The 25,079-nt window shown below is 38.0% G+C and carries 21 protein-coding genes; 4 read left to right on the plus strand and 17 right to left on the minus strand.

All coding sequences use genetic code 11. The annotated features are described in order from the left end of the window. Positions 1-2: 2 nt before the first annotated feature. Both mobB and mobC read left to right on the plus strand, forming a co-directional pair. Positions 3-1,283 carry a conjugal transfer protein MobB gene (gene mobB / locus ACMA47_RS18355; RefSeq protein ID WP_413930953.1) on the plus strand — a complete coding sequence of 427 codons (1,281 nt, stop codon included), beginning with the start codon at positions 3-5 and terminating at the stop codon, positions 1,281-1,283. Between the two features lie 102 nt (positions 1,284-1,385). Then, a complete protein-coding gene (gene mobC, locus ACMA47_RS18360) occupies positions 1,386-3,386 on the plus strand; it encodes a conjugal transfer protein MobC (protein ID WP_070562173.1) in 2,001 nt (666 codons plus the stop codon). Between the two features lie 69 nt (positions 3,387-3,455). On the opposite strand, the gene ACMA47_RS18365 is transcribed toward mobC, so the two are convergent. After that, the gene (locus tag ACMA47_RS18365; RefSeq protein ID WP_413930954.1) at positions 3,456-8,879 is read right to left on the minus strand and encodes an N-6 DNA methylase; all 5,424 of its coding nucleotides are present in this window, start codon (positions 8,877-8,879) and stop codon (positions 3,456-3,458) included. After that, complete coding sequence (locus ACMA47_RS18370) at positions 8,866-9,303, minus strand: DUF1896 domain-containing protein (protein ID WP_072996058.1); 438 nt, start codon at positions 9,301-9,303, stop codon at positions 8,866-8,868. Before ACMA47_RS18370 ends, ACMA47_RS18365 begins: the two co-directional genes overlap by 14 nt. Before the next feature lie 478 nt (positions 9,304-9,781). On the opposite strand from ACMA47_RS18370, the gene ACMA47_RS18375 reads away from it, so the two are divergent. After that, positions 9,782-10,606 carry a class I SAM-dependent methyltransferase gene (locus ACMA47_RS18375; RefSeq protein WP_072996056.1) on the plus strand — a complete coding sequence of 275 codons (825 nt, stop codon included), beginning with the start codon at positions 9,782-9,784 and terminating at the stop codon, positions 10,604-10,606. A 3-nt stretch (positions 10,607-10,609) separates the two neighbouring features. Beyond that, entirely contained in the window at positions 10,610-10,813 is a 204-nt protein-coding gene (locus ACMA47_RS18380) for a hypothetical protein (RefSeq protein WP_072996054.1), read from the plus strand. A gap of 148 nt (positions 10,814-10,961) precedes the next feature. Here ACMA47_RS18380 and ACMA47_RS18385 read toward each other — a convergent pair whose 3' ends face one another. The 15 genes from ACMA47_RS18385 to ACMA47_RS18455 form a co-directional block, all read right to left on the minus strand. Beyond that, positions 10,962-11,843 carry an ORF6N domain-containing protein gene (locus tag ACMA47_RS18385; protein WP_072996052.1) on the minus strand — a complete coding sequence of 294 codons (882 nt, stop codon included), beginning with the start codon at positions 11,841-11,843 and terminating at the stop codon, positions 10,962-10,964. After that, positions 11,843-13,927, minus strand: a complete 2,085-nt coding sequence (locus ACMA47_RS18390; RefSeq protein ID WP_072996050.1) for a type IA DNA topoisomerase — start codon at positions 13,925-13,927, stop codon at positions 11,843-11,845. Before ACMA47_RS18390 ends, ACMA47_RS18385 begins: the two co-directional genes overlap by 1 nt. A 6-nt stretch (positions 13,928-13,933) precedes the next feature. After that, entirely contained in the window at positions 13,934-15,391 is a 1,458-nt protein-coding gene (locus ACMA47_RS18395) for a DUF3945 domain-containing protein (protein WP_072996048.1), read from the minus strand. Between the two features lie 99 nt (positions 15,392-15,490). After that, positions 15,491-15,781, minus strand: coding sequence for a helix-turn-helix domain-containing protein (locus ACMA47_RS18400; RefSeq protein WP_072996046.1), 291 nt, complete (start codon positions 15,779-15,781; stop codon positions 15,491-15,493). Positions 15,782-15,807: 26 nt separating this feature from the next. Then, on the minus strand, positions 15,808-16,161 hold the full coding sequence (locus tag ACMA47_RS18405) for a helix-turn-helix domain-containing protein (RefSeq protein ID WP_072996044.1): 354 nt from the start codon (positions 16,159-16,161) through the stop codon (positions 15,808-15,810). 250 nt (positions 16,162-16,411) lie between these two features. Next, positions 16,412-17,257: an RteC domain-containing protein gene (locus ACMA47_RS18410; RefSeq protein WP_072996042.1), complete on the minus strand. Its 846-nt coding sequence runs from the start codon at positions 17,255-17,257 to the stop codon at positions 16,412-16,414. Positions 17,258-17,376: 119 nt separating this feature from the next. Continuing rightward, complete coding sequence (locus tag ACMA47_RS18415) at positions 17,377-18,219, minus strand: RteC domain-containing protein (RefSeq protein ID WP_413930955.1); 843 nt, start codon at positions 18,217-18,219, stop codon at positions 17,377-17,379. Between the two features lie 53 nt (positions 18,220-18,272). Continuing rightward, on the minus strand, positions 18,273-20,276 hold the full coding sequence (locus ACMA47_RS18420) for a protein-disulfide reductase DsbD family protein (protein WP_072996038.1): 2,004 nt from the start codon (positions 20,274-20,276) through the stop codon (positions 18,273-18,275). A gap of 71 nt (positions 20,277-20,347) precedes the next feature. Then, positions 20,348-20,866 carry a peptide-methionine (R)-S-oxide reductase MsrB gene (gene msrB / locus ACMA47_RS18425; RefSeq protein ID WP_072996036.1) on the minus strand — a complete coding sequence of 173 codons (519 nt, stop codon included), beginning with the start codon at positions 20,864-20,866 and terminating at the stop codon, positions 20,348-20,350. Continuing rightward, entirely contained in the window at positions 20,863-21,513 is a 651-nt protein-coding gene (gene msrA / locus ACMA47_RS18430; RefSeq protein ID WP_245795778.1) for a peptide-methionine (S)-S-oxide reductase MsrA, read from the minus strand. Before msrA ends, msrB begins: the two co-directional genes overlap by 4 nt. A 30-nt stretch (positions 21,514-21,543) precedes the next feature. Continuing rightward, on the minus strand, positions 21,544-22,086 hold the full coding sequence (locus ACMA47_RS18435) for a carboxymuconolactone decarboxylase family protein (protein ID WP_070562137.1): 543 nt from the start codon (positions 22,084-22,086) through the stop codon (positions 21,544-21,546). 31 nt (positions 22,087-22,117) lie between these two features. Continuing rightward, the gene (locus ACMA47_RS18440) at positions 22,118-22,900 is read right to left on the minus strand and encodes a helix-turn-helix domain-containing protein (RefSeq protein WP_413930956.1); all 783 of its coding nucleotides are present in this window, start codon (positions 22,898-22,900) and stop codon (positions 22,118-22,120) included. A 210-nt stretch (positions 22,901-23,110) separates the two neighbouring features. Then, on the minus strand, positions 23,111-23,875 hold the full coding sequence (locus ACMA47_RS18445; RefSeq protein WP_070562130.1) for an SDR family oxidoreductase: 765 nt from the start codon (positions 23,873-23,875) through the stop codon (positions 23,111-23,113). A 16-nt stretch (positions 23,876-23,891) separates the two neighbouring features. After that, entirely contained in the window at positions 23,892-24,362 is a 471-nt protein-coding gene (locus ACMA47_RS18450) for a thioredoxin family protein (RefSeq protein ID WP_221405645.1), read from the minus strand. A 10-nt stretch (positions 24,363-24,372) separates the two neighbouring features. Further along, positions 24,373-25,077: a peroxiredoxin family protein gene (locus ACMA47_RS18455; protein ID WP_072996032.1), complete on the minus strand. Its 705-nt coding sequence runs from the start codon at positions 25,075-25,077 to the stop codon at positions 24,373-24,375. Positions 25,078-25,079 lie beyond the last annotated feature (2 nt).

The following is a 25,079-nucleotide window of genomic DNA, read 5'->3' on the forward strand; positions in this document are numbered from 1 at the left end:
AAATGATAGCGAAAATCGGAAAAAGCGGAAATTTACACGGGGCTTTGGCGTACAATCATCTTAAAGTGGTAAATGAAAACGGAAAAATTTTGTTTACCAATAAAATGATAGAAACACCTCACGGCCTCTATTCCGTTGCCCAATTAGCACAATCTTTTGCACCTTACCTGATATCCAACCGCAATACCGAGAAACATACGTTGCATATTTCACTCAATCCCGACCCAAAAGACAAGGTAAGTGATGACAAGTTCAGGGAAATGGCAGAGAAGTATATGCGTGAAATGGGTTACGGTGAACAACCTTTTATAGTCTTTAAACATACTGATATTGACCGCAGTCATATCCATATTGTATCAGTTTGTGTGGACGCGGAGGGCAAAAAGATTTCGGACAAGTTCGAAAAAATGCGGTCTATGAAAGTGTGCCGTGAACTCGAAAGGAAACAAGATTTGATACCCGCAACGGAAAAGGAGCATCGGCAGAACGACAAGGTTTTCCGGCAGGTAGATTATAAAGCAGGCGATGTGAAAAGTCAGATAGCTTCAGTAGTCCGACACCTGCCGAACTATTATCAATGCCAAACTTTGGGAGAATACAATGCTCTGCTTTCCCTGTTCAATGTTACCACCGAAAAAGTAGAGGGTGAATTGCAGGGGCAGTTACGGCAAGGTTTACTGTACATTCCCTTAAATGCAAAAGGGGATAGAGCCGGGCATCCGTTTAAGGCTTCGCTTTTCGGAAAGAACGCAGGGTTACCGACTTTGGAATTACATTTTGCAAAAAATAAAGAGGCTTTAAAAGCTCACCCGACAAAGCCAACCATTAAAGCTGCCGTTACCATTGCCCTAAAGTCAACAAGTGATGAGCAGGCTTTTAAAAAATGGTTAAGCGAACAGGGCATTAATGTAGTGGTTCGTAGAAATGACACAGGACGTATTTACGGAATAACTTTTATAGACCATAATTCTAAAACGGTTTGGAACGGCTCACGATTGGGAAAGGAACTTTCTGCCAATACATTTAATGATTGTTGGAACAATAATATCAAACTGGAAATTAAAGAGCCTGTTGAACCACAATCGAAAATATCAGGACCTCATGAAGCAGAACTACCTACTGAAGAACCACATCATTTGTTCGACTTCCTGAATACTTCTGAAAAACACGAAGACGGCTTGATTGAGGCGTTAGGTGGATTGTTGCCCGAAGACCGGGGCGAAGATTACGAGGAACAGGATTTTGCCAACAAAATGAAGAAGAAAAGAAAACGTCAAAGATAGAAATAAGCCAAACACGGCCACGCACTGCCATTAACTGCCACATTCTTATAGTAACTATTTAGAGCCATTAAATTCACGCCCGAACATTAAAACTAATAAATAATGCAGGGAGAAGACGATTTAAGAGGTTTAGCCAAAATAATGGCTTTTATGCGGGCAGTAAGTATCCTTTTGGTACTGATGCACCTTTATTGGTTCTGCTATGGTTTCTTTATAGAACGTCACTGGACTTTAGAAGTAATCAACAAAATATTAGGTAATTTTCAGCGTACGGCTGGACTATTTTCGCACACCTTATATACCAAACTGTTTGCCTTGGTAATGTTGGCATTAAGCTGTTTAGGTACAAAAGGCGTAAAGAATGATAAAATAACCTGGTCTAAAATTTATGTGGCTTTGGGGATTGGCTTTATCCTGTTTTTTCTGAATGCACCTTTATTAAGGCTATCAATAAACACCGCCACAATCCTTTATATCCTTACCACAAGTTTAGGTTATATCTTTTTAATGGTAGCCGGAGTTTGGATGGGCCGATTGCTCCGTACCAATCTGATGGATGATGTTTTCAATAATGAGAACGAGAGTTTTCATCAGGAAACTAAATTGATGGAAAACGAATACTCCGTCAATCTTCCCACAAAGTTTTATTACAAAGGAAAATGGAACAATGGCTGGATTAACATAGTCAATCCTTTTCGAGCCTCGATTGTGTTGGGAACTCCAGGTTCAGGAAAATCGTACGCAATCGTAAACAACTATATCAAGCAACAGATTGAGAAAGGGTTCTCAATGTACATCTACGATTTCAAATTTGACGACCTTTCTACCATTGCCTACAATCATCTATTGAAGCATCGGGATAAGTACAAAGTTCAGCCCAAATTCTACGTGATAAATTTTGATGACCCACGCAAGAGCCACCGTTGCAATCCACTCAATCCCGACTTTATGACAGACATTTCTGATGCTTATGAAGCAGCATATACCATTATGCTGAACCTTAATCGAAGCTGGATACAGAAGCAAGGGGATTTTTTCGTGGAAAGCCCAATTATCCTATTGGCAGCAATAATTTGGTATCTGAAAATATACCAGAACGGTAAGTATTGCACTTTCCCACACGCTATCGAATTGCTAAATAAAAAGTATTCGGATGTATTTACTATTTTAACTTCATATCCTGATTTGGAGAATTATCTGTCTCCCTTTATGGATGCGTGGCAAGGAGGGGCACAAGATCAGTTACAAGGACAAATAGCATCGGCAAAAATTCCTTTATCAAGAATGATTTCGCCGCAACTCTATTGGGTAATGACAGGCGATGATTTTTCGTTGGACATCAACAATCCAAAAGAGCCGAAGATTTTATGTGTAGGTAATAATCCTGACCGCCAGAATATTTATTCGGCTGCATTGGGTTTGTACAATTCAAGAATTGTAAAGCTCATCAACAAAAAAGGGCAATTAAAGAGTTCCGTTATTATAGATGAGCTACCCACGATTTACTTTAGAGGGCTGGATAACCTTATCGCAACGGCAAGAAGTAATAAGGTGGCAGTTTGTTTGGGCTTTCAGGATTTTTCGCAATTAACAAGGGATTACGGCGACAAAGAGAGCAAAGTTATTCAGAATACAGTAGGTAATATTTTCAGTGGTCAGGTGGTTGGCGAAACGGCAAAGAGCCTTTCGGAAAGGTTCGGAAAAGTGTTGCAGAAACGCCAAAGTCTGACTATTAACCGTAACGATAAATCAACTTCTATATCCACACAGTTAGACAGCCTTATTCCGGCTTCCAAAATTTCAACGCTTACTCAGGGTATGTTTGTTGGATCTGTATCAGATAACTTCGATGAACGTATCGAACAAAAAATATTTCACGCTGAAATCGTGGTGAATAATGAAAAGGTAGCTTCCGAAGCAAAAGCCTATCAAAAGATACCGCATATTTTATCCTTTGTAGATGAGCAGGGCGATGATAAAATGAAACAACAGATTGAAAGCAATTACCGTCAAATAAAACAAGACATTGTACAGATTATCGAAACCGAATTGGAGCGTATCAAAAACGACCCAAATTTGCAGCATTTGGTACAAAAAGAATAGCCAATGGAAGTATATGAAAAAAGCTGGTCATTATTTGCCAGCTTTTTTATTTTGCAAATACAGTACAAGTCACAATACACCCCTGGGTAATTGAATACCTTTTGTCTGTACAATACTTTCAGAAACCTTTGGGGCTTCTTTCTGTTTTTCGGTTTGTTCCAGTGGTTCTTCTTTAGTTTCAGGCGAGATAGACAATTGTATCTTCCGCTCAACGGCAGCCAGTTCTGTTTTGAGTTCACTCAATCGGTTTTCCTTAGACCACGTACCGTTTACCACTTCATGAAGAACAGGCAGGTCTTTTTGTGTTTCAGTAATTTTCTTTTGTTCCTGTTCGATATAAGCAGGTAGTTTTTCCAACGCATTAAGGAAATTCAAGGACGCTAATTTTTCATCTTTGGCAATGATACCATTATTGTAAGTATATTTTATGTTTCCTTCGCCTTCAACCAAGAAACGGTTTATCCGAATATCCAAGCCTTCTTTTTCAGACATTTCGGTTTTGACCAACAAAGTAAATCCGTACAAGCTGCCAATTTCTACATACTGACCTCCTGTACGGGCTTTGTCCGCAAGCTGATTGAGTTTTGCACCGATTTGTTTGATATCCGCATTGGGCGGCAAACCATCCAACTGTACAGGATTTGCCATTGTACCGTCCGAACGTTTTTTGATTCGCCCTTGCAGATTATTCCAATCAAGGCTCATTCGGTCAAAGCGGGATTGGGCTTTATCAAGTTCAGCCTTATAGTCTTCCAATTTGTACTTCGCACTATACTTTGAACGGTTGAACGCCTGTTTTTCGCTTTCCAATCCGGCAATCTGTTTTTCTAATTTGGCTTTATCCAACAGGTCGGTATTTCCAGAAAGGATAGCCACATATTCCGAAAAATTCATTCCTGATTTTTCGTCCATACTGCCCTCGTCAATAGTCCGTTTGCCAAGATTATTGTTTTTTAATTGGTCAATGAATAGCTGTTTATTGTACAGCAGGTTAAACTTATAGCTATCCAATGATTTTTCTACAGCATAGATAATCACATCTACTTTATTGTCTGCAAAGAATTTGGCAATCTCATTGCCTTTACGAACAGCTCTGCCATCCCTTTGGGCAAGGTCGCTTGGTCGCCACGGCGTATCCAGATGATGAACGGCAACGGCTCTTTTCTGTGCATTGACACCTGTGCCCAACATACTTGTAGAACCGAACAGCACACGGATTTTTCCCTCGTTCATTCCTTTGATAAGCTCCTTACGCTGTTTATCATTTTTGGCTTCCTGTATAAAACGGACTTCGTGCATAGGCAAGCCGTGGTCTTCCACGAGCTTGCGTTTGATTTCGGAGTACACATTCCATTCGCTGGGCTTATATGTTCCCAAATCAGAGAAAACGAACTGCGTCCCTTTTTGTGCGTTGTATTGGTTGTAGTACTTGGCAATGTTTGCCGCACAATGCGAAGCCTTGTTGTCGGGGTGGTCATCATACGCACCGCTTACCATACGCATATCAAGCGACATTTTACGGGCATAATCCGTAGCGATGAGCATCTTTGCTTTTTCTTCACTTTGTGATAAAGGTTCTCTTCCTAATAAGGTCGCATCGCCTGTTTTGGCAAACTGCATCAGGTTTTGGATAAATTCTTCCTGGTCAGGTGTAGGCGGTATATTGTAAAGTACCTCGTTCTTGTTGGGGCGGTCAATACCTATATCCTTTGCTGTTCGGTAATCCGTAATTTCAGAATAGAATTGGGCAAGCTCTGGTACTTTGATAAAGTATCTGAAACGCTCTTTGGCTACGATATTGTTCGCTACCGAAAATTCATAATCGGTCGTTTTTCTTGCGTAGATAGCTGCCCACGCATCAAAAGAGTGAATACCCTGTTTTTCCAATGCTCTTGGTCGCAGGTATTTGAATAATAAGTACAGTTCCGTCAACGAATTACTGATAGTTGTGCCAGAAAGGAAAGTTGCCCCCATATCCGCATTGATGCGTTCCTGAATGGTACGGATAGCAAAGAGCAAGTTCATCGCCTTTTGGCTTCCGTCCACATTGCCCAATCCGGCAACCCTCGTATGCCGTGTGTTGAACATCAGGTTTTTGAATTGATGACTTTCATCTACGAACAAATGGTCAATGCCCATCATTTTAAAATCTACCACATCATCTTTGCGGTTTTCAATATCGTGTTGCAGGGTTTTGAGTTTGACTTCAAGGTTTTCTTTCCGCTTGATTACTCCGGCAAGCATTCCTCTGGTCACTTCTTTGCCTTGCGATTGTAACGCATCGAGGTTTCGTTCCACGCTGCCCAGTTCTATTTCGAGGATTTCCTTTTGAATTTCGGGCGATTGCGGTATCATCCCGAATTGGTCGTGTGTCAGTATCACACAATCCCAATCGTTATTTTTAATATCGCCAAATATCCGCTGACGTTTTTGTGGTGTAAAATCTTCTTTGCCCGGAAACAGGATCTTGGCGTGTGGGTAAGCAGTGCGGTAGGCTTCGGCAATTTCGTGAACATTGCTTTTCAGCCCTATAATCATCGGCTTGTGAGCCAATCCCAAACGCTTCATTTCCTGTGCGGCGGTACACATTACCAACGTTTTTCCTGCACCTACTTCGTGGTCGCAGATAGCACCATTGTTCAGCTTTATAATCCAAACGGTATCCTTTTGGCTTGAATACAGGTCTTCGATGCCCAATGCTTTGCGGTCCAGTCCCGGAAAATCCTGATGGCTTCCGTCATAGTTTGGTCGGACGAAACAATTAAAAGTGTCGTTGTATTGGCCCGTCAGCCTGTTTTTAAACCCATCGTTTTGGGCGTGGAGCCATTCGGTAAAGGCGGTACGGATTTCGTCAATCTTTGTGTTCGCCATTTGTATGGCTTCCATATCCCGTACTTTGACCTCTTGGTCGCCAACCGTGATTTTTTTGGTAATATCGGGGGTGGTATTGACAAGGGCGTGTTTGAGCAAGGCAATCCCGTCAAACGTCCGGCTTTCAGCTTTGACAGCGTATTTTTCCCATATATGCAAATTCTTACGGTCGCACTTTACTGAAAAGTCATCCGAACTTTCAGAATAATGAACCAGTACGTCCGTATCAAAAAGATGTGAAGCAAAGCGGGCATAAATACCAGTGGGTATCCAGCGTTCGCCTAAATTAAAATCGAGTTCCTCAAACTCAATTCGTCTTGGTCGGGCTTCTTCCAAAACGGTAAGGCTTGTTTTGGCTTCGGTATCATTGGGATTGTTTTCAATGTAGTTCTGTACCTCTTGAGCTTTCTCTACTACGTTTCCTGCAACCCAGCGTTCGGCTATTTCATATTCCTTTTGCAAAGGATTGTAGTAAATACGACTGTGTAATGCTTCTTTCAAAGCATCATCGGTCATACCGCTGATTTCGGACATATAGTCCAAATCCACATTTCCATATTTGTTCAGCGAAGCCGCTAACGCTTCTTCGGGATTGTCCGTTGTTATTGTTAAGGTGGAGAAACTTACCGGACGGCTGAATATATCCGCTTTGTGTACCACGCCACCAACGACACGCTCCAAATAAGGGATTTCCTTGCCGGAACTATCCATTTTAATGAGCTTGATATTATTGGCACTATTGAGGTTTCCATACCTTTTGACAAAGGCATCATAAAGGAGGTTAAGGTTTTCCCTTTCTTCTTTTTGTTCAGTCTGCAACGTTGCCTCTTTATTGTAAAGCTCTTGGTAAACATCACGTACAGCTATGTACGCTTCGGCTCTTGCTCTTTGTAAAGGTGGTAGCTGCAAAGGGTGGAAAACTGCCATACCGTCTGATGTATCTACATCTTGCAGATGACCGACCCAACCATTATCCACAACAAGGCAATCGTTACGGTGGTACGATTCCAGTTCGCCACTATAAGTAGCAGATTCGGGAATGGTATCGGGAACGGCTGGCTTATCAGCTTGGCCATTCCCGTTTATTTGTGAAAACAGGTCGCCGATAGCTTCCTGTTTTTTACCATTGATAGATGTATTTCCATTGGTGGCTCTATTAGTAACAGGCGGCGTAAAAGGTTGCTGCATCGCACTACTGAACAGGTCAGGTTGGCGACCTACTGCACCTCTTCTCTTGTTGGTGCTTTGTCTTTTAACTTGTGGTGTTCTTTTGGGCGTAGCAAGAACCATTACAGGTTCGTCCATATTTTGAAACAAGTCAAAAATGCTTAGTTGCTTTAATTCCTGCGGACTTTCCCGATTTATTATCGGAACTGATATAGGTTGTATTTCCTGCCGAATGGTTACAGGTTCGACAATTGGAGGTCTAACTTTGGGAGTAGCGGGAATTTGTGTTATTGACTCATCGTTCAGTTCGCCTTTATATAAACTCAAATTCAGATGTTTTCCAAAATCATCCGAAAGCATTCGTTTGAGGTCTTTGGCAATTCCGGCAACCCCGCCTTTATGCATATAGATGAGTGCAGGCTGTCCGTAAGGGTCGGTATCTAATTTCCGGTCGGTATGTACAATTCTTGTATTGTCCTGAAAGAGTGCATTGCCCGGAGTATTATATTCTGTTTGCCTGCTTTGGCAAAACAGATCTTCCCTTTCGGTCAGATTTTGTTTTGCCGTATTCTTTTGCAGGATAATCAGGTCGCTTCCGACTTCCGTACCTGCATATTCCGTAAACAGGCTGTTGGGTAAGCGGACAACCGAAACTAAATTATTATCCTGCATCAACGCCCTGCGTATCGGCTCGTTCTTTGGGCTATTCAGAATGCCCTGCGAAGTAATGTAAGCCAACAAACCACCCTCACGGAGCATATCAGCACCTTTCAGGAAAAAGTAATTGTGTATGCTTCGGGCAGCCAGTACTTTTGCACTGTCCTTGCTTCGGGAATAGGAAAGGTCAAAAACGGAAGTGTCTCCAAACGGTATGTTGCTGGCGATTACATCATAGCTGTTTTGTTCCTTGTCGGGGATTTCTTCAAAACCACTTACACGGATATTGCTTTCGGGATAAAGCCGTTTTAAAATCTTGCCTGTCAGCAAGTCTTTTTCATAAGCGGTAACACTTTGTTGGTTTTCCAAAAAGGATTGTATGAATGAGCCGATACCTGCGGAGGGTTCGAGGAATTTATCGATGTTCAGACCGCTTTCACGCAATACGGAGGAAACCGCATCTATGACCTGTGGCGGTGTATAAAAAGCTGTCAGTACAGAGCTTTTCATACTATCCACATACCTGCGGTATTGCTTTTCGTCTTCGGAATTTTCTTTGAGTAGCTGGTGTAGTTCCTGCGTAATCGGGAAAAGGTCGTGTTCTGTTTTTCTCCAATTATTGATGTCTATTTCGTTCGCTATGGGGTTCAACACGAATTTAAGACCGCCAAATCCGCTGTATTGCATCATTAGCAGTCTTTCGCCTACGGTGGCTTGTCGTTTCTCCTTTTCCAGTTTAAAAGCAATTCGCAGGGCATTAATATTCTGTTGGAGATGTTGCTTTTTACTGAAGCCCATTTTCGGTTATCCATATAGCGATGGTTCCTGTTATTTCGGTATAGAGCAGGTCAAACTCATAACCGTATGCGAAGTCATCGGTTAGTTTATAGTTGGAGAAAACAGGCTCGCAAACTGGGAACATTTTAAGGGCAAACGGTCGCAGTTCCTCGTCTGCCATTATAGAGTCGAACTCATTGCATACCACCTGAAACACGGTATCGAATTTGGAGAAATGCAGTTTTTCAAACAGGATATAATTGGCTATTTCGTTGCATTGCTCAATAGTATTTCCAGAACGAAAAGCACCCTCGTAGGCATTGGCGGCCCACGAGGAACGCTGGTCTATAAACTTTTGGTCGTATGCTTTTTCGGGAAAGCTGGTGTTTAATAACCCTTGCAGTCGTAACCTGAAATACGATAGGTCTTTTTGTTGTGTATCCATACTATAATTTTGTTTAGAATTTTAAAATTATAGCAGTTTAGAAGAGCCTTTGTTAAAGTGGTAGGGTTTGGCTTTGAGAGGAAGAGTTTGGCGTAAGTTCGTAAATGAAGGAGGAATTAATTCGTATTTTTGTGGTTGACAAATGAGCTTTTTAAGTTTGCATATAAAATATACGCATTGCTTATATTTAAAGATTACATGTAATAAAAAAAACTCGAACTCGAAAAAATTAATTCAGAATCTCTATCTTTGTAGTCTGATTTACTAATTAACATATTATCTGTGTCTTTCTCAAAAAGACAAGCTCGACAAAACGAGCAATTAATGCATAAAATCTTCTGATTTTTTAATGCGCAGATAATCATATCCAGTTATTTCATCCAATCTTAAACAAAAACAATTGATTACAAATCGATTGCTTTATCACTTTGCAATGTGTTCAATATTTCAATAAGTGATGATAATACAATGATTAAAAATGAACAGTAAACAGTTAATAAGCAGAAATATAGAAGTATTTTATAATAATGCATCAGAAGAAAACAGACTTGATAAAGGAATGGGCATATTTGAATTTGAAAGAATTAAATCACTTATAGAAAAATATATCCCATCTACATCGTCAAAAATAATTGATATTGGAGGCGGTACAGGAAAATATTCAGAATGGCTTGCAAAAAAAGGACATCAAGTTCATTTAATAGAACCAGTTCCTAAACATATTAAGTTAGCCCAAAATAGAGCGAATAAATTAAAAAACAAATTTTCTGTTCAATTGGGTGAATCTCGGAAATTAGAATTTAAAAATAATTTTGCCGACTTAATAATACTTCACGGACCACTTTATCATCTTCAAAAAAAAGAAGACAGAGCTTTAACCATTAGTGAAGCTAAACGAGTTCTGAAAAATGACGGAATTATATTAGCTTTTGCCATTAATTATACCGCATCAACTTTGGTCGGTCTTTTAAATGGACTAATTCATAAAAATTCATTTTTTGAAATGTGCAAAGAAGAATTGACATCAGGAATACATAATCCACCAAATGATTTCCCTTGGCTTTTAGCAGAAGCATATTATCATAAACCTGAACAACTAAAAGACGAGTTTATAAATCATGAATTAACCCATATTAATACTTATGCTGTTGAAGGAATGGCTTGGTTGGATAAAGAATACTTTGCAAGTATGTTGAATAACAAAAAGAAAAAAACATTATTAGAACTTATTAAAATCACAGAAAATGACAGTTATCTTTTACCTTTTAGCCCACATATGATGATAGCTGTTCAAAAAAAATAACTTATGGAAATTAAAGAAGTATATTACAAAGCACTAATCGAAAATGATGGTCAACTAAATGAAATTGACCTTGGCGAAAAAATTGGACTTGGTGAAGATAAAACAAGAGAAATAATTGTACAGCTTCTATCTGAACATAAAATCGAATATGTCGAATATAGGTCTTGCAATTACAGATTGAACAAACTCAAGAAAAGGAAAAAATAACTGCAGCTAACACCTTAATAATTGCTTGTTTTAGTGTTAAACAAAGGTAGTTGCTATTTTGCTACATCTGATTTTTCTGTAGAAAACACTCGTACAACTTATTAATAAGGATCAATTCAAAACGAAACCCTCTTAATTATCAGAGGGTTTATTGTTTATACAAAATTTGTAACATCCTTCCAACCTCAATATCCATTCTCGAAAAGGCAAACCATTTTTTGCCCAAATCTTTCAGTGATGCTCCAATATGGTAAAGTTCCGTATCGTCAATTATCAAAAAACGATCGTGAGTATCAGAGAAAATTTCAATTTCAATCTGGGGATATTGGCTGTTGTACCTTTGCAAATCCAGCCGTAACTGATTGTTGATATTTTTGGTATAGATGGTGGCAGTTATATTGGCATTCCGTTTGCCCAATAAAGTCAGTACTGTATCATCCACATAATTATCCAAAAGGATAATGGAGGTTTTGGCACTTCTGATAATATCGGAAACAAAGGTATAGGCATCAAAAATTTGTCCGTTGTAGAAAATTCCCTTTTCGTTATGGAGTTTATCGCTTTCCAAAGCCTTAAAGATTTCTTCAAATTTCTGGTCGGCTTCCAGTTGTTTAATTTCAATCTTATCCAAACGATGAAACAAAGAAGCGTTGCTAATAAGCATTCTTCGCATTTCTACAAAAGCTTCCATAATTTCAATACTGACTTTGACCGCTATATCTGAACGGAGTATAGCAGAAGCCATTGCAATGCCTTGTTCGGTGAAAACATAAGGCAAATAACGTCTTCCTCCATAGCTCAAACTTGAGGTTCCAAATTGGAACCTCAAGTTTTCAACTTCCTCTTCGGTCAGTTGAAAGCAAAAAGAAGCAGGAAACCTTTCAATATTTCTTTTTACGGCTTTGTTGAGGTTCTTGGTTTCCACCTGATATAATGAAGCTAGGTCGCTATCCAGCATCACTTGCTTGCCACGTATGGTATATATTAGGTTCTTGATTTCCATCTGGCTAATGGTAGGCTTATTTTCCATTACTTTTTGTAGCTTTTATTTTTGGCAAATTCAAAGGAAGTTTTGTAATCCTCATTCAACACGATGTATGCATCGAATTTCTTTCCGGCTTTGCTTGTCATTCCTTTGATGAGTGAAGTTTTCCCTTTGCTGACAAGGCTTTCAATATCGGCTATACCGATTTGTATGGCACACACATTGCGGAACTGTATCCAATTACAATCCTCATCAGAACATTTGACAATCTTATCACGGATAATGAGTTGTTGACTTCTGCATTTCGGGCAAACCAATTTAGGCAGGTTGTTTTGAGCAATGGAAGTTTGCAACAATTCATTTGTAATGGATGAAGCATAGTTTTCCATTTCCTTTTGAAAAGCCTCTGCATCCGCTTCGTTGTTTTCGATTTTTTGCAATGCGAGTTCCCATTCGGCAGTCATTGCAACGTCTGCAATTTTACGTTCTTTGACCAACTCATAAACCTGCAATCCCTTTTCAGTCGGGATTAAAGATTTCTTATCCCGTTGGATATAATTGCGGGTAAACAGGGTTTCGATTATTGCGGCTCTTGTAGCCGGAGTGCCAATACCTATATTTTGCAATACTTTCCGTTCGTCTTCATTTTCCATTTCCTTTCCGGCAGTTTCCATAGCCGACAAAAGCCCTGCTTCGGTATAAAGTACGGGTGGTTTGGTTTTCTTTTCTAAAACAGAGGCTTCTTTGATTTTAAGTTCATCACCTTTTTTTAGTTCTGGCAAATCCTGTACAGGTTCGGTATCATCATCGGAGAAACTGCCTTTGATGGAACGCCAGCCTGCTTCTAAAACCTTACAACCCTTTGCTGTAAAATCATAATGCAATGCCTGTAAACCTACATCGGTTATCGCTTTGATGCAGGCTTGTGAAAGGGCTTCGAGCAATCGAAAGGCAATCATATCATAAATGGAATTTTCCTTTGCGTTCAGGGCAGACGGGATTTTATCAGTAATCAATAATCCGTGGTGGTCGGTAACACGCAGGTCATTTACAATACGTTTATTGAACCGTCCCCATTTCATTTTAGATACGGCTTGCTTGTAGGTTTCCCTATCCTGCAAAGCCCTTACGAGGTTGGGTATTTCAGCCCAAACATCTTCGGGAATATATTTGCTTCCAGTGCGTGGGTATGTGATAAACTTCTTTTCGTAGAGGCTTTGGGCAATATTGAGCGTTTCTTCGGCAGAAAGGTTCAGCTTTTTGTTGGCTTCCTTTTGTAATCCGGTAAGGTCGAACAATAAAGGAGGTTGCTCTGTAACACTTTTGGTTTCTACGGACGTAACCGTTGCTGTTTCGTTTCGCTGAATGGCTTTAAGCGTATCATCGGCAAGTTTTTGGTCTTCCCATTTGGTTTTGGAAATGCTTTTAAAATCTATCAGCTCTTTGTTGTGCGATAACTGTATATGCCAATATTTCGTTACCGAGAAATTTTTGTTTTCCAGATAGCGTTTGCATATCAATGCCAGCGTAGGTGTTTGTACTCTTCCGAGCGAATAAATTCCATTTCCTGCGGCTATGCTCAATGCTTGTGTAGCATTGATGCCCACGAGCCAATCGGCACGGCTTCTGCCTTGCGCCGCCTGATACAGTCCGTCAAATGCTGCACCGTCTTTTAGATTGTCAAACCCTTGTTTTATAGCTTTTTCAGTTAGTGAGCTTATCCAAAGACGTTCAAAAGGCTTGTTGCATTTCAGGTATTCATAAATATACCTGAAAATGAGTTCGCCCTCACGACCTGCATCGGTGGCTACAATGATACTGCTGCTACGGTTAAAAAGCTGTTCGATGACTTTCAGTTGCTTTAACGCTCCTGTATCGGCTGTATAACCTTTGTCTTTTTTCACTTTCCGGACGGTCAGCAAAAAAGTATTTGGGAGTATTGGTAATGATGCCTTATCAAACCCCGAAATGCCGTACTCTTCGGGCATTCCCAATCCTATTAAATGACCGAATGCCCACGTAACAAAATAGCCGTTCCCTGTCAGGTAGCCGTCCTTTTTATCGGATGCTCCCACAAGTCCGGCTATTTCTCGGGCTACGCTTGGTTTTTCTGCGATTATTGTTTTCATACTTTACTACATTTTTCTGCCTTTGGACTTTGCAGGTGTTTCGGGTTTTTCCTGTTGCTCCTGCTGCTGTTTGTTTTTCGGTCTTTGCTGTCCCGACTTCAAAGGCTCATTGATATTTTTGGTTGCTTCATTAGTCTTGCCCTCCGAATTGACGGCAATTTGCGTTTTGTGGGCTTCGATGGGCTGCATTCTTTCTTTATATTGATTAGGAAACTCAAAGCCTGTTTTTCCGGTATCTTTGTCGAAAGTGATATAGCCGTTGTAGGTTTGTCCTTTCTTATCAACCAGCCCTGCCATATAAACGGTTTGTCCGGCTTTGAAATCCTTATGTTGCTCATCGGTCAGTTCTTTACCTCTGAACGTTTTTGGAGCTTCCTGCGGCTGGCTTTGTTGATTACTTTGTCCGTTGCTTTGGGTTTGCCTGTTGGAATTATTGCGGTCAAACAGGAACTCTACATAACGCTTGTCTGCATTGAACTGTACCGTTGCCGAGAACTCCGTTCCTTTAGTGGAAATCATACCGTCTAACTTTAGCGGTTTACCCTCCATTAAAGTTTGCTTCTGCTCATCGTTCAGCTTTACACCTTTAATTTCATCGGGAATTTTTATGAAATCCGTCCTCAATGCAATTACGTCATTGGTTAGCCTATCTATACTGATAATGGACGGCATCAGTTCGCCAGTTTTAGAATTGGTCAAGTTAACCACACGCCCCATATTACCCATTTCGAGCAGGTTCTTTTTGTCTTCATCGGTAAACTTGTGTCCGAAAAACTCAAAATGCAGGTTTGGTTCTTTTTTGATACCGTGTATTGCTACGATAACATTTCCATCTTCGGCTTGCTGTAAAGACAATCGGGCATCTGTGCGAAGAACAGAACCTCCGAAATTAATGCCTATCGGCAAGAGTTCATTGGTTTTGTAACCTCGTAACAAAGGGTCAAGCAGGTTTCTTTTTTCAAGGTATTCCTTGCTTAATCCGAGGTTTTTCATTGTGTCCCAATCAATCTGCTCGGGCTTGTAGCGGTACTCGCTGGTTTCCGGTGTTGTTTGTGTTGTTGCCATATTATTTTGATTTTCTTGTTTCTTATCTTGTTGCAGTTCTGTTTTTACTTCGTGTTCCTTCATCACTTTTTCGCCTTCGGGAGTTGGCTTATCTACCTGCTTTTGCATTTCCTGTGCTTTTTCAACTGCGACGGGTGCAGGCACTTTGAAGAATGAAAAATTGGTAGGGTTCTTTAACTGGCTGAAAAAATTAGAGAAGAAGTTGGAAAAAACGTCACCATTTTTATCCACACGCATAAACTGGTTTTGGTTTTTCTTCGTGGGGTCAACGGTTTCCATTTTCCCATTCTCGTCAATACTCTTTACGGCTTGGATTTTCATTTTTTCTTTATCCAGCACTAATAGTATGTCCGATAATTGTTCGGGCATTTCCGGGTTGTTTGTGATTTCTTTGCTCATATTTTTGAAAATTTAAAAGTTCACTGCCGAATGTAAATTAAGCGTTGGCTGTATTGCCCAATGTGGCACTCAAAGGCAGTCTTTGTCTTTCATTGTCGTTCATTTTGAGAGTGGGTTAAAGCTCTCTCTAATGAACTGATGTACATCAGATAGCTTGTAATACAATTTTCCGCTTATGGTATAATAGGGCAGCCTCCCAATAGAGCGATACCGTTGCAGGGAACGGTTACTGATTTTAAGCATTTGAAGTAAATCCTGGTTATCGAGCAATTCCTCGCCGTCAATACTATTGCGTTTCTTTTGCAACTCATTTATATTGTCGCCCAGCATATCAAGACGACCCATCAGGCGTTCCATCCACGCTAAAAATTCCATTCTGTCAATATTCATAGGGATATACTTTTAGGGGTTCATACCTATTTTTTGTCTGTCTTTAGCTTTCTGCCTTTTTCGATATAGCTTTTGCCTTTTGCCATAAGCTCCTGCACAAACTGATCACTGCTCTGTATGGCATTGGCATTGAGCATATCCTTAATTGCTCCAATAGTGTAGAAATATTGACCGTAGATTTTTGAATAAGCAATCTCGCCTTTGGTGCGCATACGCCACAAGGTCTTTTCGCTGATGTGCAGGTATTGGCATACCTCGTGGTTATTGAGCCACAGGTCATCATACCCCGTATCATCCAATCTTTTCAGATAGTCGGCAATGGCATTAATACGGCTGTTGAGCTGTTGCCACGCTTCTTCTTCAATGGTTATTATTTTCATTGCACAGCTTTTTAAAGTTCACTATGCAAAATTGTTTAGAGTGGCAGTGTTTGTCTGCCAAGCCTTGCCAATTGGTTTGGCGGTTTTTTGAAATTTTTTACAATTAGGAAAAACCCTTGTTTAATAAGGAATTCAGGCATTTTGAGTATTTTGTAACAGGGAATTGCCGACATTTGCTAATTGGCAGATATGGGCAAAAAAAAAAGCAGTACATTTTGTGTACTGCTTTGAAATTACTGTATTAAAACAGCTAAAGGTCTTTATCCATATATTCTTCGAGGGATATTTTGAGCTGGTCTAAAAATGCCGTTCTTGAACCAGTACGGGTTTTCATCCGGTGAAACGCATGATGCAAATCGCTAAGCGGAATACGGAAAAGCACCTGAAACATCAGACTGATTTTTCGGATTCCAATTTTACCGTGAGAGATCACACCCGAAGCATATAGGGCATAAATCAATTCGACGAGTGCATTTTTGCTATCTGTCCAAAATATATCTTTTGAACTTTCGGTTTTTTGTAAATTCGTATCTAGACTTTCATCAGGATTGATTTTGGTAAGCAGGTAAGTGTAGAGCAGTTCATTAGCGATAATCCTTGAAACTTTGTAATCGAAGAAGGTTGAGAATGCTGGATCTATTTCAAATACAATGCTGTTTAGTCCATCATGATAATTGATATTGCCACGTTTGAAATAAATGTCATCTCGATCAGTTCGTCCCGAACGATAATACCTGTAAAAATCGGCATTGCAGATATGTTCAATATACTCCCGTTTAAGATTTGCCAATTGGCTAGAAAAATAACTATAATACATTTTACCATTACTGACCGGACAAGTAGTCTCTATACGATAAACCTTATTGTAATAAATTAGTTTGCCAAGTATTTGAGGTTTTATGGTACGGAAGAAATTGATTTCTTCAGCTTCATCATTAAATCCCTTTTGGGTAATTGACTTTTTGACTGAAAATAAAATATCTTGGAGATACAGGATCATTTCGTAAGCTTCATCAAGCAGGCTCTTGCTCTGAGATGAAATCTTATCCTCTTTGTTGTGTATCTCTAAAAGAATGTTTTGTAGAGAATTTTTCATAGCTCATGATTTTTTAGAACAGTTTGACTTTCCAGAAAGTGTTCTTCAATTAAATCACAAACCTTATGAATTCTAGCGATAAATTCCCCACAGTTGGGGGTAACTTGGGTGATATTTTTTTATTTTCCTTCTTGTTCGTCCATTTTTTTTATTAAGGAATCTTTCAAAAGATCTAAAAATTTTGTTCGATTATTCTTTCTATTTCTTAGCTCCAAATATGTATGATAGAAATCGCCTAAATCAATTCCAAAGGTATTTTCAAATATTCTTACAATAACCTTTATTTCGGAACTACCGTCATCAAAAGCTTTGAAAGCATGCAACGCATAGATTAATTCTATTAGGGATGTTTTGCTTGCAGTCCATTTTAATAATGAACTACGTATTTCTTTGGATTTTGCTCTAGAAAATTTATTCATGTTTAATATCTGATCTTCTAGATATACTTCTATTAAATCATTTGCAATAACTTTAGCTACCTTATAATCATGAGAAGTTGAAAAACTATGATCTGATTTGAAATAAAATGTGTCTAAACTCAATTTAATATCAAATTTTCCTCTCACAAAATACTTCTCATCGAGATACGTGCTATTAGTTCGATAGTATTTATAAAACTCTAGATTATTATCGAAAAACCGCTTTAATTTCGCCAATTCATTATTCAGATATTTTTTAATTATTCGTTGGCCTCCATGAGGCTTTTTCATCTCTATTTTGTAGATCGCATTGTAATAAATAAGTTTTGAAACAATCTTGGGTTTCAATTCTTTAAAAAAGATAATTTCATCCTCGATTGTCTTGAACTCATTTTCGTTAATAAATCGCTTTAGTTTCGTCAATTTTTGTAAGGTAATTTCAATCATAGACTCGCATAAACTTATTTGGTCACCATTATCAATATAGCGTATACCAATTTCCTCTTCAAGTTCTCGAATAATTTTACAATAAAAGTCTCTCACAGAATTTTTTTATTTTTTCAATTAGGCTTGATTTAATTTGATTGTTTTTTATTTTATTTTTTGCTGGTTTTATAATACTGTATCCCGCATTCTAGAAAATTTTTAAAATCATCTTTTGACATATAGCCTGAAACAGGGGAGTTAATAACTTTTCCATCTGGTGTTACCATAACATAATGTGGTTGCGAATTATTGTTAAAGTTTATTTGTTGAAACATAGACCATTGGTCTCCAACTGTTTTAATTTTTTTCTTCTGTCCATTCCCCATATCAATTGATCTTTGTTGTTCTTTTGGTAACTCTTCGCGATCATCTACATATAAGGAAGCCAATACAACCTCGTTTTGAATTAGAGGTAAAACATCTGGTTCACTCCAAACAAATTCCTCCATTTTACGACAATTCTCGCACCCGTATCCGGTAAAATCTATAAGAACAGGTTTATTTTTTTCTTTTGCTACTTTAATAGCTTCATAATAATCATGTTCTGGATGTATTCCAAAAATGCCGTCCTCTGGGGAAGTATAGAAGCTTACATTTAAAGGAGGCAGAATGCCACTTAGTAAAGATAAACGTGGTTTCTCTGAGTGTAATAAGCCCGGTATCAAATACAATACAAACAAAATACCTGCGATCCCAAAACTTTTTCTAACAGTTGTTATCTTTTCATTTTTATCATCATGTGGGAATCGGATTTTACCAAACAGGTACAAAACTAGACCCACTGTTACTATAATCCACAGTACAATAAATACCTCTCTCTTTAGCAAAAAAGTCTTGGAAACTAAATCCGCTTTTGATAAAAATTTTAATGCTAATGCTATTTCTATAAAGCCCAGACATACTTTTAATGTATTCATCCAGCTTCCTGATTTTGGAAGTGATAATAATACTTGCGGAAATAAAGCTAAAAATCCAAATACAAATGCCCAGGCAAGTCCAAATCCTCCAAGAGCAAATGACAGTAACGTTGGGACATCTTTAGAACTAGAAGCAACTCCGCCTAAAAGACTACCTAAGATAGGGCCGGTACACGAAAAGGAAACAATTACTAGTGTTAATGCCATGAAAAATATCCCTACAATTCCCCCAGCTTCTTCTGCTTGGGAGGATCTATTGACAATCCAAGTCGGTAACGTTATATTATAATATCCAAAAAAACTTAATGCAAAGAATAAGAATACAACAAAGAACACTAAGTTCAACCATATATTTGTTGCTATCTCATTGAAAACATTTCCACTGATACCATCTAAAATATGGAAAGGAATACTTAGTACTAAAAAGATGACTAAAATAAACCCGCCATAAATCAGTGCATTCCGTTTTCCTTTAGATCTATCAGTAGCATTTTTTGTAAAGAAAGAAACTGTCAGTGGAATCATAGGGAAGACGCATGGTGTCAACAACGCTATTAATCCTCCTAGGAATCCTAATAGCAATACCAGCCAATTACCAGATTCTTCTGTGACTTGCTCATTACCACAATCTACCAGGGGATTTTTAAAATCTAATGTATTGACCTTAATGTCACTTTGCAGATGAGCTAAATCAGAATCTTGCATTTCACTTACTATGATTTTGGACTTTGTTTCCAAATCATTTTTTGCATTTACTATTTCCTCAAATTCTATCGTATTTGGAGCTAAACAAATTTTATCGTTGCATACCTGAAAAATAATCTCAGTAGCTATCTTGGGATTGATTCCGTTACTTTTTAATCTGAATTTTTGAATAAATCTTACAGAATCGGCAAAATATACTATTTGAACACCAAATGCTTCACTGAACTCTTCTGTTTTTTTTCCCAGCTCTTTTACGTCTCCTATTAATTCAACGTTATTACTAACAATTTTCATTTTTGTTGGTATACCGCTATCCTTTGGTAAATCCTTAGAGTAAAGATGCCAACCTTCGTCTATCTGTGCTTTCAACACAGCCTCATATTCATTGTCTGCGATTTTATTAATTTTATAATCCCACTTAACAACTTCCTTTATCTGAGCCTGTAAGTTTGTTATTTGGAACAATAGCAAGACCCATAACCATTTTTTCATGATAATTTTTGTAAGTTTATTAAAATAATGTTGGGCTGTTTTCGGCCCATGTTAGAGGAAGCTTATCTGTCTTATTTAAGCGTATCAGGCTCAAAATCCATTGAAATGGAATTCATACAGTAACGCTTATATGTAGGGGCGGGGCCATCATCAAAGATATGTCCGAGATGCGAATTACAACGATTGCATTCAACCTCTGTTCTATGCATGCCATGTGAATTATCTTCTTTATAGACGACACTGTTTTTAACGGGTTCGAAAAAACTAGGCCACCCACAACTGCTTGAAAATTTAGCATCTGAACGGAAAAGTTTATTTCCACACACCGCACAATAGTAGGTGCCTTTCGTTTCACTATCCCAATATTTACCAGTAAATGCCTGTTCAGTAGCCTGTAATCTTGCAACTTGATACAACTGTGGATTTAAGACTTTTTTCCATTCTGCATTACTGATATTTAATTTTTTTTTATCGGTTCTGGAATAATAGGGATTTTCCATATGTTCCTGACTTATACCTTTATTCGTTTCCTGCGCATAACAACTACCTAAGAAAAACATGCATCCAATTAATATCAATATCCTTTTCATTTATATTTCGGTTTAACTTTATTCTTAAACACTTTTTTAAACTTGTCTAGCTTAGGTTTAATCACTCTCTGACAATACGCGGCCTCTGGATTATTCTCAAAATAATTTTGATGATAATCTTCTGCTTTGTAAAACTCTCCATAAGTTGTTACTTCGGTTATTATATTCTTTGGATAAACCTGTTCAATATTCAATTCAGCAATGATAGCTTCAGCCAATTTCTTTTGACTTTCATCATGGTAAAAAATAGCGGACCTGTATTGTGTTCCAATATCGTCTCCCTGTTTATTTAATTGGGTCGGATCATGCGCGACAAAAAAACCTCCTAATAATTCTTTATATGATATTCTTTCAGCATCATAGACTATATTACAAGCTTCTGCATGCCCGGTCATACCAGTACTTACTTCTTTATAGCTAGGATTTTTCTGATGACCACCAGTGTATCCAGAGGTTACAGATTCCACCCCTTCTAGTAGTTTGAATTGTTCTTCTACACACCAAAAACATCCGGCAGCAAACGTGGCAATTTCACAATTTTTACTATCTATTTCCATGACTCCCTTTCTTTCGACTTCTTTTTTTCCTATTTTTTTATTGATTTTCTGTTGACCACAGGAAACCAAGGGTATTTCGACCAATGCCAATAACCAAGTTTTTAAGTATTGCCCTATTTCCTAGTGTTCTTTTAATTCTTTAGCTAAAGGAAAATCTATTGGCACATTTAAAACTTTGCTTGTGAAGTTTGTGATGAAACTATCACCTACGACATGCAACGCATCAATCAGATTTTCATGATTATAGCCCATTTTAAAACATTGTTGAAGCAGTTGCACACTAATCCTATTTTTTTCTTCAACTACATTTTTAATGAATTTTACCAGCGCATCTAATTTTTTATCAAATTCAGCATTCCCCCGACGAAGCTGTAATATTTGATCTTCATCAAAACCATTTAGCTTTCCGATCATAGTATGGACACTTAGACAATATAAAGAATTGTTTTTTTGAGAAACCACTAACATAATCGCTTCGCATTCTTGCTTTGACAAAGAAACCTTTCTAGTATGAAATTGATAGTAATTACTTAATGCATTTTCTGAATGCATCATCGACGCATAAAGATTAGGGACACTCCCTAAACGCTCTTTGAAGTATTTCAAGAACTCCTTGTTTTTTTTACTAACTTCCTTATTATCGGGTATTTCTATTGTTAACATTGTTATATCTTCATTTTTTTAACTAAGACTCTTATTCTCTAAATTTGGAGATGTTTGTACCGGTATACATTTTAAAAAATCTGCTAAAATGTGCCGGACTTTCAAAACCTAATTCGTATGCAATTTCCTTTGCCGTTTTGTCGGTATAATGCAGATATCTTTTTGCTTCCAGGATAATCCTATTTTGTATTATTTTTGATGGAGCAGGTTGCCTCAAAATCGCGAAAATATTACTCAAAGTTTTTGGTGATTTATTTAACGCATCTGCATAAAATTTCACTCCATGTTCCTTTTTAAAATCTTCTTCCAGTAATAAGGCAAACTTTCTGATCATATCAAGTTTTTCATCTGAAAATTTTGAATAGCATTCACTTTGCTGTTTTGCAGTACGGGTCGTTTTAATTATTAGATGTTTCAGCAAAGTCCTAAGCATTTCTCCTTGAAAATTATCTTGCGATAACCATTCATCAGAAAACATTTTTTCTAAGTATCGCATTTCTTCTTTCTCATCCTCATTTAATTTAATAAACATAGGATGTTCAATACCATAAAATAGAAAACCAACGCAACCTACTTCAGCATCATGATCTACTATGCAATAAAACTCTCTGTTAAACTGCCAGGCAATTAATTGATCTGGTTTTTCAAATGTGAAATTTTGATTGGATACTAATGGTAATAAAGACCTTTCGGGCATTTCATAGTCAATTTCATCAATTTTTACTTTTTGCTTAGAACCTTTATTATAAACAAAAGTGTTGATAGGTGCTGTTGGCTTACGAAGTCCTGCTCCTTTTAACTGATCACTGTTCACATGCATGACGAATCTTGCTGAAGTTATTTTATCTTCGTATTCCCTTACCATATTGATTTGCCTTTATTTTATCGTTTTTAAGTGGATACTAATTTAATTTTTCTCCCTCTTTATTCCCTTATAATATCCATCACGTTTCCCCAATTATCTCATACTTACACTACATCATAAGACACCCTCTCATTTCACATTTATATGTTCTTATATATCTTACAAAATTGCTGCTGTCGCACCTCCGTCCACTACAATATTTTGACCGCTCACATACGATGCCTTATCCATTGCTAAAAAAGCAACTACCGCTGCTATTTCTACATCTTGGGCCACGCGTCGCAATGGGGTTCTGTTTGTTATTGCACTTAATTTTTGTTCATCTGCCAATACATTTTTTGTTGCTGGTGTTTCGGTAAACCATGGCGATACCGTATTTACTCTAATTTTATCTTCTGCCCATTCATTCGCTAGGTTTCTTCCCAATTGAATTAGCCCTGCCTTTGACATTCCGTAAGGAGCACCAGTTCTAGCATCCAATATTCCCGCTACAGACGCAATATTGACCACCGCACTTCCTGCCCCGTCCAAAAGGCTTGAATATAAAATTCTACTTAATTCAAATGGGGCTAACACATTTACTTCAAATACAGATCTGTATTCTCTTTCTTCATATTCGTTACTTGGTTTACGAATATTAATTCCAGCATTATTGACCAGCACATCTAATTTACCCCATTTTTTATCTACCCACATTTTAATTCTCAAACGATGATCTGTACTAGTTACGTCAGCTGACATACCATATACATTTAATCCTCGCTCTCTCAAAGCACTCTCTACTTTAATGACCTCCTCATTATCGCGTGCAGTAAACAATACTTCGGCTCCTAATTCCGCAAACTCTGTGACTATTGCTTTCCCAATCCCTTTGGAACCTCCCGTTATTACTACTTTTTTCCCTTCTAAATTCCAATTTTTCATGTCTTTATATTTTCAGTTATTTTTTCTTTGAAGCCTGTTCACCAAATTCTATCAACTGCTTTCCATTGACAAATCCTATTTTTGTCATCACTAATTTACCTTGTGGAGTGAAGAATAATAATGTTGGATATGCTGTCACTTTCCATTTCTCTGCTAATGCAATACCTTCACCACTCTCCATATCAATGGTCACATTAATGAAATTTTTATTAAAATACACTGCTGCTTCTTTCTCTTTGAATGTTTTAGATTTCAGTAATTTACAAGGCGCGCACCAAGTTGTATAAGCATCCACAAAAATATATTTATTACTTTTTTTTGCTTTTGCAGCAATTTCGCTCCATTTCCCATTAGTAAAGTCAATTTCCTGACTTTCCTTTTTCATACCGGCTTTTGGATTATTTTGGGCAAATGACATACTTACTAAAGACACCAATGCAAAAATTAGCATCGTATAAGTCATTACTCTTTTCTTAGTTTTTAACATCGTTTCTGTTTTATAAGTCTTTAAATATTGTTTGTGCTACTACCTTTAATAATTCAGGCTTTAACCTTTTTGTAATATCTGGATTGATGTATTCAAAATTTATTTCACCATTTTTGCTTAATATAAATACCGATGGAACAGGTATCAACAAATCAATGTCTTTTCCGCCAGTAGACTTAGGGAGAAAATCCCAATAACCTTTAGGGGCTTTATACGCGATGCCGAATTGCTTAGAAACTGCCAGATCTGCATCTGACAACAATGTGTATTCTAAGCTTGCTTTATCCATTGAAGCGTTTAAACCTTCAGGCTTATCGGTGCTTATTGCAATTAACTGATATCCCATTCTTTCCAGATCGCCTGATATTTCTTGTAATCCAGATAATTGTTTAGAACAGTATGGACACCATCCACCCCGATAAAAAACTAAGATAGTAGGTTTCTCAGCTACCATTTTATTTAAATCGACAATTTTCCCTTGCTGATTCATCAACGTTACCATAGGTATTTTCTCTCCTGCCAAAAGTGGGCTGATATCCTCAGCTTTTTGAGGATACATATTCTCTCCCATAGCCATCCTCCCCATTTCCATCTGGCTTTTTTCTTTATGGTCCATCATGTTCTTTTGTTGTCCTTGGGCATTGGCCTGACTAACCATTATAAGCAGACCAAGTATGCTCATAATGTGTTTTATTTTTTGTGTTATACTTTCCATTT

Origin of the sequence: Chryseobacterium sp. T20 (genome assembly GCF_047345655.1) — a bacterium.
Taxonomy (GTDB): Bacteria; Bacteroidota; Bacteroidia; order Flavobacteriales; family Weeksellaceae; genus Chryseobacterium.